The sequence below is a fragment of the Streptomyces herbicida genome, from assembly GCF_032656585.1.
Taxonomy (GTDB): Bacteria; Actinomycetota; Actinomycetes; order Streptomycetales; family Streptomycetaceae; genus Streptomyces; species Streptomyces herbicida.
Genome location: NZ_JAUYWJ010000031.1, coordinates 1 through 14,820, shown reverse-complemented (window position 1 = coordinate 14,820; position 14,820 = coordinate 1). Strand labels below are relative to the sequence as shown.

Sequence of the window (14,820 nt, the reverse complement as noted above, 5' to 3'; positions counted from 1 at the left end):
CCGGTGCGGGACGATCAGAGGGCAGCAGGCCTCAATGGGCGTCCGGCCGGTGGTGGTGGAGCCCGGCAACGCAGCGTCTGACACTTTGGGCCGGGGCAAATCATACGAAACGGCGCGCATTCAGCGGCTGTAGGGGCCCCGGCAAACGGCAGTGCTCAACGCCTGCCCGCGCCCGCCGCCCTGCTCGGGCAGCCCCCAACCCCACGGGCGTCGGCCTGTTGCGGCACTAGGGTATGGATCATGACATTCATACGGGGAATCAAGGCCTGCGCAGTGGCGGTTGCCGTGAGCGCTCTAGCAGCCGGATGCGGCGGCAGCACCACGACCGCGCAGGGGAAGGACGAGCCGTCAGTGAAGGGCACGCCCTTCGGCCGTCCCGTCTCGTCACCCGCTGCTGCCACAACCGCCGACCCCACCATCACGCCATCTCCCTCCGACGGCGCCCCGCTCATCGGCGCGCTGAAGTACGAGCTGCGCAAGCGGACGGTCAAGATGGCCGGGGCGCCGGGACGGACCAGCGCCAGGTGCGACCGGGACTCGGTGGCCGCGGCCAAGGGCTCCAAGATCACCTGTACTGTCACGTACGAGGGCATCAAGGTGACCTGGCCGGTGACGATCGAGGGCCCGGCGATGGGCGGACTGGAGGTCAAGTACCAGGCAAAGCCGAGCACCGGCATCCTGACCAAGAAGGGCGCCCAGGCCCACTTCTGGAACGAGGAGCACGACTACGGCTCACACTTACGGTGCGACGACATGCCCGCACTCAAGACCGTGCCCCTGGGCAAGAAGACCGGCTACCGGTGCACCTATCTGACCAAGTCCGAGACAGACGGAAGACCGCTGTGGATCCCCGAGGACCTGACGGTGCGCGACGACGGACCGTACTTCATCGCCAGTTACTGAACACAGCCCCAGAGAAAAACCAGCCCACGGAAGCCAGGCCACGCCCTCCCAAGAGGAAGCACTGACCGACCCAGGCGCATCTCCACCGGGCCGGTCGCTGCTCGCTCCGCCTTCTGCGCGGCCCTCCGTACCGATCAATCTTCCGTGCACGAGCAGTGCCCGCTGTCGTGCCGGACCCCGCAGCTACCACGACGGGTGCACACCGCGGCGGCCACGCGGATCTGGCCAGTACATCCTCCAGGAGCTTCAGCCACCCGGTGACGGCAACGCCAAGTGGCTCGCATGCAGCCGCCCGCCGACTCCCCCTCGGCACGGCGGCACCCTCTACCGGTTCGGCGGCCAGTAGCAACCCGGGTGCGATGGTCAGGTTCTGGCCGGGCGGCCGGAAGACCACCGAGTGCACCGCCCGGGCAGGGCAGGCCCGGGCGGCCGTGAACACGAACGTCAGCGGGCCCGAGCCGCATGAGCAGACGGGGCTGGCGAACCTGGTCCAGGGGTTGTCCAGCAAGTATCGCAACCCGGCCGCGCACGAACCGCTGCTTCACCGCACGGCCACCGACGCGGCTGCTGAAGCTGCGGACCACGCTGCCGATAGTGAAACCATGTGGCACGTAATGGGGCGGGCGCGGCACTCCCTCTCGAACCGCTGCCCGGCGTAGGACACTTGAGGGCAGCAAGGCCGTGCAGTGTCGGGAGGTGGCGTGCCGCAAGACCAGCGCCTGGTGCAGACGGCCGTGATCGGCCATACGGAGTCGGAGATACCGGTCGTCCTGCCCATGCAGGCCGGCGAGGTGACGGTGTTCCGGCGCGCGCACGCGGCGGACACGTTCTGGTGCGGGCGGTGGCTGGGCGGGTGCGGGGGCCGTCTGACGGTCAAGAGGTATCAGGACCGGGTCTGTCAATTCGCCCATGTGCCTGATCCCGGGCGGGGTCCGTGCCGCCGGGCTTCGGTGGGGGTGGCCAGTGCCGACCACCTCTACATCAAGCAGCAGATCCTCGCCTGGCTGGCCGGGCAGTCTGTCGCCGCGCACGCCAGCATCCCCGAGGGCGCCGAACGGCTCGGCACCGAGGTGCTCTTCGAACCGGGCGGGCACGGCTGCCTGCGGGTGCTCCTCGATACGCAGGCCCCCCTGCCCGCGGCGGCGCAGGGCACGCAGTTGGTGCTCGGCCCGCACGTCGCGCACGACCCGTACCGGCTGACCGTCGACGGCTATGTGCTGCGCATCCGCTGCGACACCGACGCCACCGGCCGCCGCGTCATGATCGGCACCCAGACCCACGACGGCACCCAGTGGTTCGGCCTGGAGGAGTGCCGCCTCACGCCGTGGGGGCTTTCCACCCCAGCCGTCGAAGAAGTGCGCCGACTGCGCGGCACCGTGCACCCCCTCGGCACCACGCCGCCCCGCGCCGCACCGGCAAAACCCGCAGCTGCGGCCCGGCCGGTGGCCGCCGTTCAGGCGCGATGACCACGCGGAGGTCTTCGCGGCCCTGCAGTGGGCCGTCGACGCAGACCGGACAGTGAGCGAACTGCGCCACTGCCTCAACCGCGCAGAGGCTGCCGTGCGCGGCGGCGCGAGCGCCCCGGAGAACGAGCTGCTGCGCCGCGCCACCGACTTGCTGCTGCGCAAGGAGCGCGGTGTGGGTATCAGCGCGCCACCCGCACCCGCCCGACAAAAGGGCCGCCCGGCACGGTCCCAGCCCCAGCCCCGGCCGGCTGGCGAGGGGCGGAAGGCGGCCGAGGCAGTCTCCGATCTCCTCAACGTCCTCGACCGGCGCCGCGGCCGCTTCTTGCCCGGCGAGCAGCAACGGCTGGTCACCCAGCTCGAAGACACTGCACGCCGGGCCGAGCCCTGGCTGACCGGCCGCCAGCGCAAGAAGATCACCGACTGGAAGAACAGGACACCGACGCCACCCGCGCCCAGAAAGGGGACAGCACCGACGCCGTCGCGGCCACCGTCCGCTGCCTTCCCGGCACCCGTGCCCAAGGTGAAACGCAAGCCGAAGCGGGCCCACCACGAGGACGCACTACCCACCTGGCCCCGAGAACTCGATCTGATCGCGGACGCCGCGCGCGACGTCCTCGAACACGCCGCCCGGCTCGGCAAAACCATCTCCTTCACCCTGTTGTGCACGCAGGTCAAAGGACTCCGAGAACTCAGCCAGGAGCAGCAGCGCCGAGCCCTCGACGTCGCCTCCGCCCGCTCACACAGCCGGCAGCCACTCACCGTCCTGATCACCACCGGCAGCAAGACACCGCACCCGCACTACCAACAGCCCGGCAACGGCCCAGCCGCCCAGGCCGCCTGGACCAAGGCCGTGGCAGACGTCCACGCCTCCTTCGAGCCCAGGACACCGCCACCCGGCGCCCAGCCCGACGGACAACACAGCACAGGCCGGTGACAGCCAAAGAGAGAGCAGGGGCCGGGCCGGTTCCGTCGCGGCCCGCGGCGCCGACTTCACCGTCTACGTCGCCCTCTTTGACGTCCTCCCCGTCGGCGATGCCGACTGGCGACCCTGGCGTATGCCGAGTGGCACACCGAGGTTAAGGCTTGGTGCTTCCCAGGGTTCGCCATAGCGTACGACTCGAAGTAGCCCAAACGGCAATAGCGAACATTGTCGCGAAAATCACGCCGGCTGTAAATTCAAACCCGAACCGGGCAGTGAGAAACCCGCCGAACAGGGGGCCAAACACAGCGCCCATAAGCGTCGAGAAAAGGCGAACACTCGACACCCGTGCCAGCATCGTTGATGGCGCACGCTCGAAGACGTACGAACTCATGGCGACGTTCCCGATCGCCCCAATAACTGATGTGAGAAATATACAGATTGCCGCAGCATTCAAATTGAAAGACAATGAAGGGCTCAAGAAATTTGCAACCCAAAGCCACGGTTGAATTAGCAGCACGCGATAGCCGACACGTTTGAGTGTAAAATTTGCAACTAGTCCGCCTGCCACGCCTCCTATCCCAGACATCGCGATCACTAGGCCGACAAAGAGCGACGAAATATCCACATGGTCCGACCATGCAACAAAGGTGACAATGAACATCTGGGCGCAGAAACAGATTCCCGCAGTCAGTGCTAGGTCTCTGCGCATCAGACCGTCTCCCCAAACCCACTTGAAGCCCTCTGTGAGTTCACGGAAAAAGTTTTGAAACTTCTGGTTCTTGTGACTTCGATAGCTCCCTCTTGTCAACAAAATTGCAATAATAGATACTGCGCGTGAAATCGCATCGAACAGAAACGGTGCGGCACTCCATAAGCTGAACAGAGTTCCACTAAGGGAGCGTCCCAGGAGAACAGCAGAATGTGTACGGGTTTCATTTGCGGCGAGAGCTTTTGCTACTTGCTGCGGTGGCACCGCGCTCTGAATAGCCCGCTGTTCGGAAAGTTGGTAAAGGACTCCGAGTGAACTCTCCAGAAACGCCAGCGAGGCCACTTGAAAGAAGGAAGGATCCCCGAAAACCAAGAAGGCGAAAAGAGCGGCAATCGCAACTCCCCTCCCTAGCTCGGCAAAGAGCATTGTGCGGCGCCAGTCCCAGCGGTCGACCAGGGGGGCTAGCGGAATATAGAGAGCCAGTTCGGGCAGTGTGCTACAAAATACCACCAGCCCGGTTTCTGATGCTGAGCCGGTAAGGGAAACGACTAGTAAGGGGTAGGCGAGGCTTGAGGCCCTGCCTCCCATAATCGAAATACCTGAACCGATCCAAAGGAGCAGATAATTTCGATTGCTACGGAGAGGCTGGTATCTGGCCGATTCGACATCATCTATCCGGAGCGATGCACTCTCCTCTTCTCTCGGGTTAACCGCGACGCCCTAGCCACCGGGACCGGTTGGGTCATACGCTGCCGGCCTCTTGACGAAGCGCCGAGCTTAGATCTGCGAGTACCCTTTCGTGTACGTGCGTTATAAGACGCGTCAGATCCGCACAGTAGGCGGATGGATTGAGGTAGCCCGTTCCCTTCTTATAACGATGGACGTACTGACCACCTCCGCACACGTCGCGGATAGGGCAGCGCAAGCACGCCTCGCAAAGCGCTGCGACACCGCGCTGGCGGGCTACTACTCCTGGGTGCAGGATGAGCGAATCGAACGGGTCCCGTTCGATATGCGACCCTGTGAGATGAGCGCCAGAGTGAACCGACTTGAGTTGGTGATCGAGATCGATGGATCCGCTGGTGTCGATGATGACAGTGCGATTTGGGGCGAGTCCCACAGTCTCCAGTCTGCTGTGCCCACCAAGTATGAGGGCCAGGATCTCATCAAAGAAGCGTACCGAAGTTGGTTTAGAACTTGCCCCATACCAGCGGTCGAAGATTGGGATTAGCCAGTCAGCGTAGGGAGTCTCGCCTCGGCTGCTGCCTCCCCAGTGCGGAGGAGGCTGGGTCCAGTTGCCGTGGGGAAGCAGAAAATCGATCATGGGAGATCCGAACGAGACGAGTGTTTCGTATGTCTCCACTGGGTCATTCTCGACGTTCACCGTGCACAGCATGCCGGCGAAGAGTTCAGCGTAGGACGGTTCGCGTAGCGCATTGATTCCACGCACCACGGCACTAAAGCTGCCCCTTCCGTCAGCATATTTTCTATGCCGGTCGTTATCTTGCTGGCTGCCATCCAAGCTGACATATACTTTGATGTCGGATAACCGGAGCATTTCCAGGTTGGCTCGATCGAGCAGCGTTCCGTTGGTGGTAATACGGAAGTCAATTCCGACGTCGGCCGGGACTTCATTGCGGAATTTAGTCACCATATATTCTATTAGCTCTGTGCCGGCCAGGAGTGGTTCGCCCCCATGCAGTACAACTTTGACCTCCGGTATTTCTCCCCGGTGAGCCCTGACGTGCTCCGCTATTCGAGTAGCCGCCTGATCCACCGTGGCGCGGGACATGGTTTTTTCCTGCGTTTTCCAGGTGGAGTCGCTCATTTCGTATACGTAGCAGTAGTCGCATGCAAGGTTACATCTGCTGTGAACCTTTACGACAAACTCAGTAAACGGCAGCGGGTGCCACTGTGCGTCGGAAAGTGCTTCGTTCGTTACCGCAGTCGTGGGCCATTCAGCGCTGGCGCTAGTGCGACTTACGAGCGGAAGTTTGCGCATGAATACCTACTCCCCTGTCAACGGATGATGCCGCGCGGCGGCCTTACTACGCGCCGCGCGGTGGTACTCAACACGATCCAGCAGGGTTCCCGACTAGTTACAGAAGCTGCCCTGCGGAGTCATGGTCCCGTCTTCGCTAAGTACACGCAGGACGGCGTGTCCCAATGCACTCTTCTCGGATATCTTGGCCGCGGGCTTCGATTCCTTTGCCGTCGAAGAATCCGGAGAACTGGCGCTCGCTGCGCCTACCCCGAGAGAGAGTGCCGCGACGGTCACAGCGGCCGTGAGACTTGCCCGCCGCAGAAGATCCGCCTTGCTTCCATGCGTCATGGAATTATACCCTCCATTTGACTATTGATCTCTGGGATTGGTGCCTCGCCGACACTACACTTGCAAGCTGGCACAGACATGATTTCGTACTTACGTTTTAAGAAGTTCTCCGTTGACCCTCGAGCAATTGTCAATTCCAATTGGATGGTCTGACTCAAGGGGCAGGGGGCGGGTCACTGGCCAGGGCTGATGCGTTCTCAGATTTCAAGATCGAGTAGTTGGAGTGCGTGGTCGGTTCGTGACCAGGGCTGATTCAAAGTGCTGGTGATCTTGAAGCGTCGCTGGTCACGGGAGTGTGACGGGGTGGCGGCGGACCGTCACGGAGACATCGAGGCTCCGGTTTGACGGGGTGACCTGCCAAGTCGCCCTGCACCACCGGAGCCTCGATGTGCCGCCAGTCTGCCACCGTCTGCCTGACCAAGTCGCCCTCGCCGCGCCAGCGTGAACTGTCCGGTGTTGCTGCCCGGTTGGCGACGCTGTCCGATCCGCGTGACCGTCGCGGTCGCCGGCACTCGCTGGTGTCGGTGCTGCTGACCGCGGCCTGCGCGGTGCTGGCCGGGGCCCGCGTGGAGGGGGCCGGGGCCCGCGTGGAGGGGGCCGTTGCCCACTGGGAGGGACCACCCGCCGTTCGTGACCGGCTGGAGGCCATCGGCCAGTCCTCGTGCAGCCTGGTGGTCTTCCTGGAGCACGTGCCGCACACGCTCGCCGGATGGCTGGCTGACCACCGCGAAACTGCCATGCCGGAAGGCGAGGACAGCTCGCCCTTCCGCTGGGTGGAGGAAGCTCTGATGGACGGAGCTGACTTCATGAGTTCTCGCGGACTTGTCCACTTCGATTCTCACTTCGCCAACATCCTGACCGACGGGCGTCAGCTCTACTTCGCCGACTTCGGACGTGCCCTGAGCTCCCGCTTCGACCTTACGGCGGACGAGTCCGACTTTTTTCGCGGACCACCTCGCGTACGACCGCTGCCCACGACAGCCAGGTCCTGCCCGGCATCCACACCCGCCTGGCGCGTCGCGGACTGCTGCCCGCCGAGCACCTGGCCGACGCCGGCTACACCTCCCTGCCCCACCTGGAACAAGCCAGCCGTGAATACCAGGTCACCCTCTCCGGGCCGCTCCGCAGCAACCCCACCCGCCAACACCGCCGGAACGAGGGCTTCGCCCGGGACGACTTCCACATCGACTACGACCGTCAGCAGGTCACCTGCCCCCAGGGACAGGTCAGCGCGGGCTGGCACGGCCCCTACCCGACATCCTCGCCCACCGCGGCCCCGCTGATCGTGGCCAGGTTCACCAAGAGCCAGTGCCGCCCCTGCCTGGCCCGCACCCAGTGCACCACCACCGCCGACAGCGCCCGCACCGTGGGGTTTCCCCCGCGAGAGCTCCGCGACCTGCAACTCCGCGTCCGCACCGAGCAACAGACGCCCGAATGGAAGACCCGCTATGCGGTCCGCTCCGGAGTGGAGGGCACGGTCAACGAGTTCGCCCACGGACACGGCATGCGGCGCTGCCGCTACCGAGGACAGGGAAAGGCCCACATCCAGCACGTCCTGACGGCCATCGCCGTCAACATCGAGCGCCTCAGCGGACTGCCACCGGCCGAGGAAACACCCACGCCTCGCCGACCAACTGCCTTCCAGAACTACCTCGACCAGCGCGAGCTACCCCGGCTGAAGTCCTGGCGAACCCTGGGCAGCTGACCTCGGCAAATCCAAGATCCCCGACTGTGAGGATGTGGGAGGCACCGCTCGAGGGTCTGACCCGATCCCCGATTGACGCTCCGGCTGTCCTCACTCTGAATCGTCGACCGCCGAGCGGTGCCATTGCGTGTACCGGCTCGGCGATCGTGACCTCATAGGAGCTTGACCGAGGCGGTCCCATCACAGTCGTGTCCGTCCGCCGAGCCGGTGCGCGCGAGCCCACACCACCGCGCACGGAAGGACCAACCCGGCCGTCATGCCACAGCCCATCGAAGTGATCGGCGGGATCGACACCCACACCGACGTCCACCAGGCCGCTGTCATCGACACCATCGGCCGGCACCTGGCCACCGAGGCGTTCCCCACCACGCCTGAAGGCTATCGGCGCCTGCTGGCGTGGCTGCGCTCGCACGGCCGGGTGCTGACGGTGGGCATGGAGGGCACCGGATCCTTCGGCGCCGAACTGGCCCGGTACTTGCGTGCCAGCCAGATCACCGTGGTGGAGGTGGACCGACCCGATCGTCGGGCTCGCCGCGCCGCGGGCAAATCCGACCCTGTCGACGCCTACGCCGCCGCCACCGCGGTGCTCTCCGGCCGCGCCAATGGCACCCCGAAAGGCCGCGACGGCACGGTCGAGGCAATTCGCGCGCTGCGCGTAGTACGTGCCAGCGCCATCAAGGCCCGCACCCAGACCATCAACCAGATCAAATCACTGATCATCACCGCGCCTGCTGCAACGCGCGAAGCACTGCGCTCGCCGACCACCGCCGAGCTGATACGGCGCCTGGCTGCCAGCCGACCCGGCTCCGATCTGACCACCTCGGCCGCCGCCGTCAAACTCGCGTTCAAGCGCCTGGCCAAGCGCTACCAGCATCTGAGCGAGGAGATCGCAGACGCTGACGCCGAACTGCGCGCCCTGATCACCCACACCGCACCCGGCCTTCTTGCGCTACCAGGCGTCGGGACCGAAACCGCCGGGCAGTTGCTGGTCACCGCCGGGGACAACCCCAACAGGCTCGCCTCGGAGGCGTCCTTCGCCCACCTGTGCGCGGCTGCACCCGTGCCAGCCTCCTCAGGCCGCACTGATCGCCATCGACTCAACCGCGGCGGCGACCGCCAGGCCAACCGCGCGCTGCACACCATCGTCCTGGTTCGCATGCGTCACGACCCACGCACCCGCGACTACGTCGCACGACGCACCCTCGAAGGGCTCAAGACGAAGGACATCTTCAGATGCCTCAAGCGCTTCGTCGCGCGCGAGGTCTACCACCACCTCACCAGCGCGTTCAGCGGCGCACCATCGACAGCTTCAACCGCTTGACGATCTATAGGAGCTTCAGAGTCAAGCTCAGTGCTCCCACACCTCCGGACCGCCGCCGTGCCACTCGATCAGCGGCGAGTTCGCCGCGTCCACCTCGTCCAATCCCTCCAGGCCGGCACGCTCCAGGAACACCGCCGGATCGTGCAGGCTGTACGCGGTGCCGAGCGTCTCGCTGTCGACCTGGACACGGCGGCCACCACCCTCGCCGGGCGGGAGCACGATCACGCGACGCTCAGCCATAGCTTCAGCCTCACTCAGCGGCAGGTGAGGCGCATTCGGGAGACGGCTGTCAGTGGCAGCAGGTCGCCCCACGAGTCGCGTCGCCTTCGTGCTTCTTCGTGGCCGAGCGTCACCAGCCGGTGTAACGTCGTGATCAGCAGTCGTGGTTCCGAAGTCCCGTTCGCCCGTGATCGCAATCATGGGCGTTTTTGCTGTTCAACGCCTCTCCGGACCAGGGCGATCACCTCCGGATCCCGCACGGTGCGGGACCCAATACGAGTCCCCTCGAAGGAGACAGGCACATGGCCAAGGGCACTGTGAAGTGGTTCAACGCGGAAAAGGGCTTCGGCTTCATCGAGCAGGACGGCGGTGGCCCTGACGTCTTCGCCCACTACTCGAACATCGCCACCCAGGGCTTCCGCGAGCTTCAGGAAGGCCAGAAGGTCGAGTTCGACATCACGCAGGGCCAGAAGGGCCCGCAGGCGGAAAACATCCGCCCCCTGTAACACCGAACACAAAAGAGGCCCCAGCCAAGATGCCTTGAGTTCTAGGAGTCGTCGCAACACCCCAGCTCAAGGGCTGCGATGGAGTTCGAGATTCGCAGGGTGCGGACGGTGGCCCAAGGCCGCAAGAAGCTGGTCCGTGAGCGGGAGGAATACGTCCGGCTCATGGACCAGGGCCTGACCACCTACCAAGCGTGCCGGATCGTTGGGATCAACTACCGGACCGGCAAGCGGTGGCGGAACGGTCGCACCCCGTCCCGCAGGATCAAGGGGGCGCCCCCGGCTCAGCGGCCGGCCTGATCCTCGCCGCCGTCGCTCCCTACATCGACCAAGCCGTACTCGGCGGCCGCATCGCAGAGGAGGAACGGCAACGGAGGCAACTCAGGGCCTTCGCCGAGGGGTGGCCCCGCAGACGTCCTCCGGGCCGTGAGTGACTCCTGTTCTCGCGTACAAAGCCAGCTGTGGCATCCGGATGGTCTGGCCGACTGCACGCATCTCGTGCAGCCGTCCGGCCTGCGCCGCGAAGCGTGATGCCGTCGGGCGTACGCGCCATGCGCAGCAGTTCACGGATCAGCTCGGCCTTGTCCCAGCGGATCCCGGTCTGGGCCCTCAGATCCAGGATCCACCGGTCGATCTGAAGGGATTCGCCCGGCCGTCGTCATGCCCGGCCCAACGAGGCAGCCGTGCCATAGGACGTGGGGCACCGTTCCGGGACGCGTGTCTCACCCTGCGGGCCGCGCGCGCCGGCACCGTCGCCGAGGTGATGGCCTCCCGCTCCGGGGATCCCGTCGCGGTCGCCGTCCCCACGCTGCTGCCCGAGCAAGCCCGCTCGTTCACCTTCGGCAAGATCACCCGCGCGCGGACCTCCGGCTGGGCCCAGAAAGTCGTGGGTGACCGGAAGATCCGCAAAAGGAAGCTGGGCGCAACTACCCGGCTCCTGGCCCTGTACACCGCTGCCCACACCCGCCCCGACGGACGCCTCGGACGCGCCGAGGGCGGCGGACTCCACCTTGGACCAGGCCGCCGCGTTCACTGCCCTGCCACCCGACCATCGCAGAACACGCCCAACTGCTGGGCGCCGCCGACTGGCTCGCCGAAGCCGACCATGCCAGCATCAGGCCACGCCGGAGTACCTCGCCCACGCGAGTAGGCCCCGCCACGAGCCGGAGGCCGGTGTCTGAACCTGCGCTCCGTTCAGTGCGCGGCGCGGCGTTCGTCATCCGATGATGCGCCGCCTGCTGCAAGCGCACGAGCCTATCGTCGCGGCGGCGGCCCGAAGCCCAGGAACTCGCCAGCGGTGTCGACCAGGCGCAGCCAGCGCACGGCCGAGCCGGACGTCACACCGGTGGACATCAGGCGCAGCTGCTCCACCCGGGGCCCCAGCCCTGCCGACAGAGGGTGGGGAAGTGCGGCGAAGAGCTCCACATCGTTGGCGCTGCAGCTTCGCCGGGGCCTTCGCACGCCACTCGGCCTCACCCGCGCCGGCAGCGGCCTCGGGTGCGGTCGCGATGAGTGCGATCAGTACTACGGCTTCGACCTGGGCGACGAGGTCGTCGCGGTCTACTCCCCAAACGGAGCAGCGCCCATCAACCCACACCGCGAACGTCTCGTCACTCAAGCGACCGTCCATGACCCGTCGGGCGAGTCGCGCACTTGCTGCTATCACATCGTCCATGGCCTTGCGGGTCCCGCCTTCCGTGACCGGGCACGCGTGGGGGCGGGCGCCGACGCCCGCCCACACGACGGCTGTCGCTACAGACACTTCACGTTGAGCACGTTGCTGTGCGCGGTGCCGCTGCTGGTTTCGCCGTAGTAGTTTGCCGTGCAAACCAGTTGACGAGACACTGCCTCGAACATATGGTTTGCGACACAGACTAGTTTGGGAGGGGTGGCAATGGAACGCAGAAGTCTGGAGTCAGCGGCGGCGCTCTACTACTACCTGAGAGGCCTTCTCTCGATCCCGGTAGGCGCCGTGATCATCTTGGCGGGGCTCGGCAACCTGGCCTGGGGCCCGCTGCGCCACGCCTGGGTCTTCATGGGCTGCCTGCTGGCGGCCGCGGCGGCATACCTGCTCATCACCCGCTACTACAACGAGAACTACGGGCGGGTCACCCTGTCCACAAGGGCCCAGACCAAAGGCGCCATCGCCACCGCCGTCAGCGCGGTGCTGGTCGCCGCAGGAGTGCAGACGGACTGGTCCCTCGATCTGCCGCTCAGCCTCACCGCGGCCTCGTTCGCCCTGATCATGGTGGTCTACTACGCCGTCGGCGTAGGACTGAGGGCGCACCACGCGATCATCTGCGGCGCTCTCCTGGCAGCAGGCCTCGTACCCGGCTGGGGTGGTGCGGGAGCGGACAGCAAGATCAATCTGGGTCTGATCCTGGCGGGAGCGGCCACCATCGCGACGGGGATCTTCGACCATCGCGCCCTCAATCGCGCCTTCAGGCCCTGCGAGGAACCGACCATCGGGAACAGCAATGCCCGGGCCTGAAACGTCAGGGTCCGGAATCTCGGAGTCTGAAACCTCCAGGTCTGTCATGCCGGAGTCTGGAAACGAGGAGCTGATCCTCGACCGCCTGATCCACGAACCAGGCCGGTTGGCGATCCTGACGGTGCTGTCCTCCGTGAAAGCCGCCGACTTCGTCTTCCTTCAGCGCGCGACACGGCTTACCAAGGGGAATCTCTCCAGCCACCTGTCGAAGCTGGAGGAGGCGGGCCTGGTCGAGATCGAGAAGACCTTCGTGCACAAGAAGCCCAAGACGAGCGTCACGCTGACTGCAGTCGGGAGAGAGCGCATCGCCCATCACTGGGACCAGCTGGAGCGCTTGAGGAACTTCTCCGAGGAATCCCTCCAGGAACCCGACCAGGAATAGGGCCTCGCACACTTCACCGTCGTCATGAAGTGGGCTGCCGAGCGGTCACTCGGCAGCCCACGGACGGAAACACGCACCACCACGCCCACGGGCGTGTCCTTACATGTACGTGCCTCCATGGGAAAGGAGAACAGCTCATGCTGTTCACCGGCAAATCGATCAGCGGCCGCGGACCATCCGTGCTCGGCGGGAGGGGCGGCAAGCCCCTTCTCGTGGCCGGAGCGGCCCTCCTCGCGGTCGGTGTGATCGGGCAGTACGGACCGGCCGACGAAGCCGCGGCCGCGCCGGGCGCCCGGGCGGGCGAGCCCTATCGCCCAGCGCCTCTCGCCTGGGGCGAGTGCCACGACCTCCCGCCCGCCCCGCCCGGCGGACCGGCCCCGCGAAGCCTCGAGTGCGCCGAGCTGACGGTGCCGCTCGACTACTCCAAGCCTCGCGGGAAGACCATGAAGGTGGCCCTGATCCGCCTCAGGGCGACCGACCGGGCCCACCGCATTGGCTCACTCGTGTTCAACTACGGCGGCCCCGGCGGATCCGGGATCGACGCCTTCGCCGGGGGCTCCGCGGCCCAGTTCAAGAAGCTGGGCACCCGCTACGACCTGGTCAGCTTCGACCCCCGCGGGGTCGGCCGGAGCCGCCCGGTGCACTGCGTGGGCGACAAGCGGAAGGACGAGTGGCTGGCGATGGACGCCAGCCCCGACAACGCCCGTGAGAAGGCCGCCCTCCTCTCCAGAGGAACGGCCCTCGTCAAGGGGTGCGCAAACCGGTCCGGTGAGACCCTGCCGCACGTCGGCACGGTCGCCGCCGCCCGGGACCTGGACATAATCCGGATCGCGCTGGGCGAGCGGAAGCTGAACTACTTCGGCTTCTCGTACGGCACCTGGCTGGGCGCCGAATACGCCCACCGGTTCCCCGAGAAGGTCGGCCGCACAATCCTTGACGGTGCCGTGAACACCGAACTGGACCCCATACGGTTCTTCCGCGAGCAGGCGGCGGGCTTCCAGCGGGCGCTCGGCCACTTCGGCAGCTGGGCGGCCCAGCAGCCGCAAGCGAACGCGAAGGCCAAGGGCTCCGCCGAGGACGCGGTGGTCACCCGGGTCGCCACCTTGCTGCACGGCCTGGACACCAAACCCATCCCCACCGACACCGGCCGCGAACTCACCCAGAGCCTCGGCGAAGCGGGGGTCCTCACAGGGCTCTACTCCAAGGCCATCTGGCCGGCGCTTTGGCAGGCGATCCAGCAGGCGGAGTCCGGTGACGGCACCATCCTGCTGGCCCTGTCCGACGCCCTCTTCCAGCGCAGTCCCGACGGGCACTACACCAACTACCTCGACGCCTCGAGCAGCATCTACTGCGCCAGCACTCCCCAGCGCTACACCGAGCGGGACGTGGCGAAAGCACTGCCCGCGTTCACCAAGGCCTCCCCGGTCTTCGGCCCGACCCTGGCCTGGCGCCCGATGGACTGCACCGGCTGGCCGGTCAAGGGCACTCCCGCCCACCACATCAACGCCCCCGGCGCCCCGCCCATCGTGGTCATCGGCAACACGGGCGACCCCGCCACCCCCTATACCTGGGCCCCCGCCCTGGCCGAACAACTGGGCTCCGGCGTCCTCCTGACCCTGAACGGCGAAGGCCACAGCTCCTACATGACCGGCAACCCCTGCATCCAGAAAGCAGTCAACACCTACCTTCTGCACGGAAAACCCCCGGTCAACGGCACAAAGTGCCAGTGACCGGCCCCCCGGGACGTGTCAGTGTCTTTGTGTAAGTCCTTGGGCTTCAGTTGGTGTTGAGCCGGTCCTCGAAGAAGAGTGAGAACTGGTTCAGCGCCTTCTTCCAGTGTGCCGCGACGTGGTTGATGTCGCGGGCC

General features: G+C 65.9%; 14 protein-coding genes and 2 pseudogenes. 12 read left to right on the top strand and 4 right to left on the bottom strand.

Annotation, left to right across the window (positions count from 1 at the left end):
- The first annotated feature begins 285 nt into the window (after positions 1–285).
- The 4 genes from Q8A52_RS42475 to Q8A52_RS42465 all read left to right on the top strand — a co-directional run bounded on the left by Q8A52_RS42475 (position 286) and on the right by Q8A52_RS42465 (position 3,303).
- Positions 286–903, top strand: coding sequence for a hypothetical protein (locus Q8A52_RS42475; protein ID WP_316762426.1), 618 nt, complete (start codon positions 286–288; stop codon positions 901–903).
- A 359-nt stretch (positions 904–1,262) separates the two neighbouring features.
- Positions 1,263–1,562, top strand: a complete 300-nt coding sequence (locus Q8A52_RS49330; RefSeq protein WP_361620267.1) for a TIGR02391 family protein — start codon at positions 1,263–1,265, stop codon at positions 1,560–1,562.
- 42 nt (positions 1,563–1,604) lie between these two features.
- On the top strand, positions 1,605–2,369 hold the full coding sequence (locus Q8A52_RS42470; RefSeq protein WP_316762423.1) for a hypothetical protein: 765 nt from the start codon (positions 1,605–1,607) through the stop codon (positions 2,367–2,369).
- A 52-nt stretch (positions 2,370–2,421) separates the two neighbouring features.
- The gene (locus Q8A52_RS42465; protein ID WP_316762420.1) at positions 2,422–3,303 is read left to right on the top strand and encodes a hypothetical protein; all 882 of its coding nucleotides are present in this window, start codon (positions 2,422–2,424) and stop codon (positions 3,301–3,303) included.
- Between the two features lie 142 nt (positions 3,304–3,445).
- Here Q8A52_RS42465 and Q8A52_RS42460 read toward each other — a convergent pair whose 3' ends face one another.
- Both Q8A52_RS42460 and Q8A52_RS42455 read right to left on the bottom strand, forming a co-directional pair.
- Positions 3,446–4,675 carry an MFS transporter gene (locus tag Q8A52_RS42460; RefSeq protein ID WP_316762574.1) on the bottom strand — a complete coding sequence of 410 codons (1,230 nt, stop codon included), beginning with the start codon at positions 4,673–4,675 and terminating at the stop codon, positions 3,446–3,448.
- A gap of 67 nt (positions 4,676–4,742) precedes the next feature.
- Positions 4,743–6,002: an FxsB family cyclophane-forming radical SAM/SPASM peptide maturase gene (locus Q8A52_RS42455; RefSeq protein ID WP_316762416.1), complete on the bottom strand. Its 1,260-nt coding sequence runs from the start codon at positions 6,000–6,002 to the stop codon at positions 4,743–4,745.
- 917 nt (positions 6,003–6,919) lie between these two features.
- Here Q8A52_RS42455 and Q8A52_RS42450 point away from each other — a divergent pair.
- The 3 genes and pseudogenes from Q8A52_RS42450 to Q8A52_RS42440 form a co-directional block, all read left to right on the top strand.
- Positions 6,920–7,331: pseudogene (locus Q8A52_RS42450) on the top strand (protein kinase family protein); the annotation flags it as partial.
- On the top strand, positions 7,321–8,037 hold the full coding sequence (locus Q8A52_RS42445; RefSeq protein WP_316762572.1) for a transposase: 717 nt from the start codon (positions 7,321–7,323) through the stop codon (positions 8,035–8,037). The pseudogene Q8A52_RS42450 and the gene Q8A52_RS42445, both read left to right, overlap by 11 nt.
- A 256-nt stretch (positions 8,038–8,293) precedes the next feature.
- A complete protein-coding gene (locus tag Q8A52_RS42440) occupies positions 8,294–9,358 on the top strand; it encodes an IS110 family RNA-guided transposase (protein ID WP_316762412.1) in 1,065 nt (354 codons plus the stop codon).
- Between the two features lie 27 nt (positions 9,359–9,385).
- Here the strand turns inward: Q8A52_RS42440 and Q8A52_RS42435 are convergent, their stop codons facing one another.
- Positions 9,386–9,598, bottom strand: a complete 213-nt coding sequence (locus Q8A52_RS42435) for a hypothetical protein (protein WP_316762410.1) — start codon at positions 9,596–9,598, stop codon at positions 9,386–9,388.
- Positions 9,599–9,879: 281 nt separating this feature from the next.
- Here Q8A52_RS42435 and Q8A52_RS42430 point away from each other — a divergent pair, with 281 nt between their 5' ends.
- A complete protein-coding gene (locus Q8A52_RS42430) occupies positions 9,880–10,083 on the top strand; it encodes a cold-shock protein (RefSeq protein ID WP_316762407.1) in 204 nt (67 codons plus the stop codon).
- A 78-nt stretch (positions 10,084–10,161) separates the two neighbouring features.
- Positions 10,162–10,374, top strand: a pseudogene (locus tag Q8A52_RS42425) (helix-turn-helix domain-containing protein); the annotation flags it as partial.
- A gap of 960 nt (positions 10,375–11,334) precedes the next feature.
- Here Q8A52_RS42425 and Q8A52_RS42420 read toward each other — a convergent pair.
- Complete coding sequence (locus Q8A52_RS42420; protein WP_316762402.1) at positions 11,335–11,505, bottom strand: hypothetical protein; 171 nt, start codon at positions 11,503–11,505, stop codon at positions 11,335–11,337.
- A 469-nt stretch (positions 11,506–11,974) separates the two neighbouring features.
- Between Q8A52_RS42420 and Q8A52_RS42415 the strand changes: the two genes are divergently transcribed.
- The 3 genes from Q8A52_RS42415 to Q8A52_RS42405 all read left to right on the top strand — a co-directional run bounded on the left by Q8A52_RS42415 (position 11,975) and on the right by Q8A52_RS42405 (position 14,683).
- On the top strand, positions 11,975–12,571 hold the full coding sequence (locus Q8A52_RS42415; protein ID WP_316762400.1) for a hypothetical protein: 597 nt from the start codon (positions 11,975–11,977) through the stop codon (positions 12,569–12,571).
- A gap of 46 nt (positions 12,572–12,617) precedes the next feature.
- Positions 12,618–12,953, top strand: a complete 336-nt coding sequence (locus Q8A52_RS42410) for a winged helix-turn-helix domain-containing protein (RefSeq protein ID WP_316762397.1) — start codon at positions 12,618–12,620, stop codon at positions 12,951–12,953.
- 137 nt (positions 12,954–13,090) lie between these two features.
- On the top strand, positions 13,091–14,683 hold the full coding sequence (locus Q8A52_RS42405) for an alpha/beta hydrolase (RefSeq protein ID WP_316762394.1): 1,593 nt from the start codon (positions 13,091–13,093) through the stop codon (positions 14,681–14,683).
- Positions 14,684–14,820: the final 137 nt, after the last annotated feature.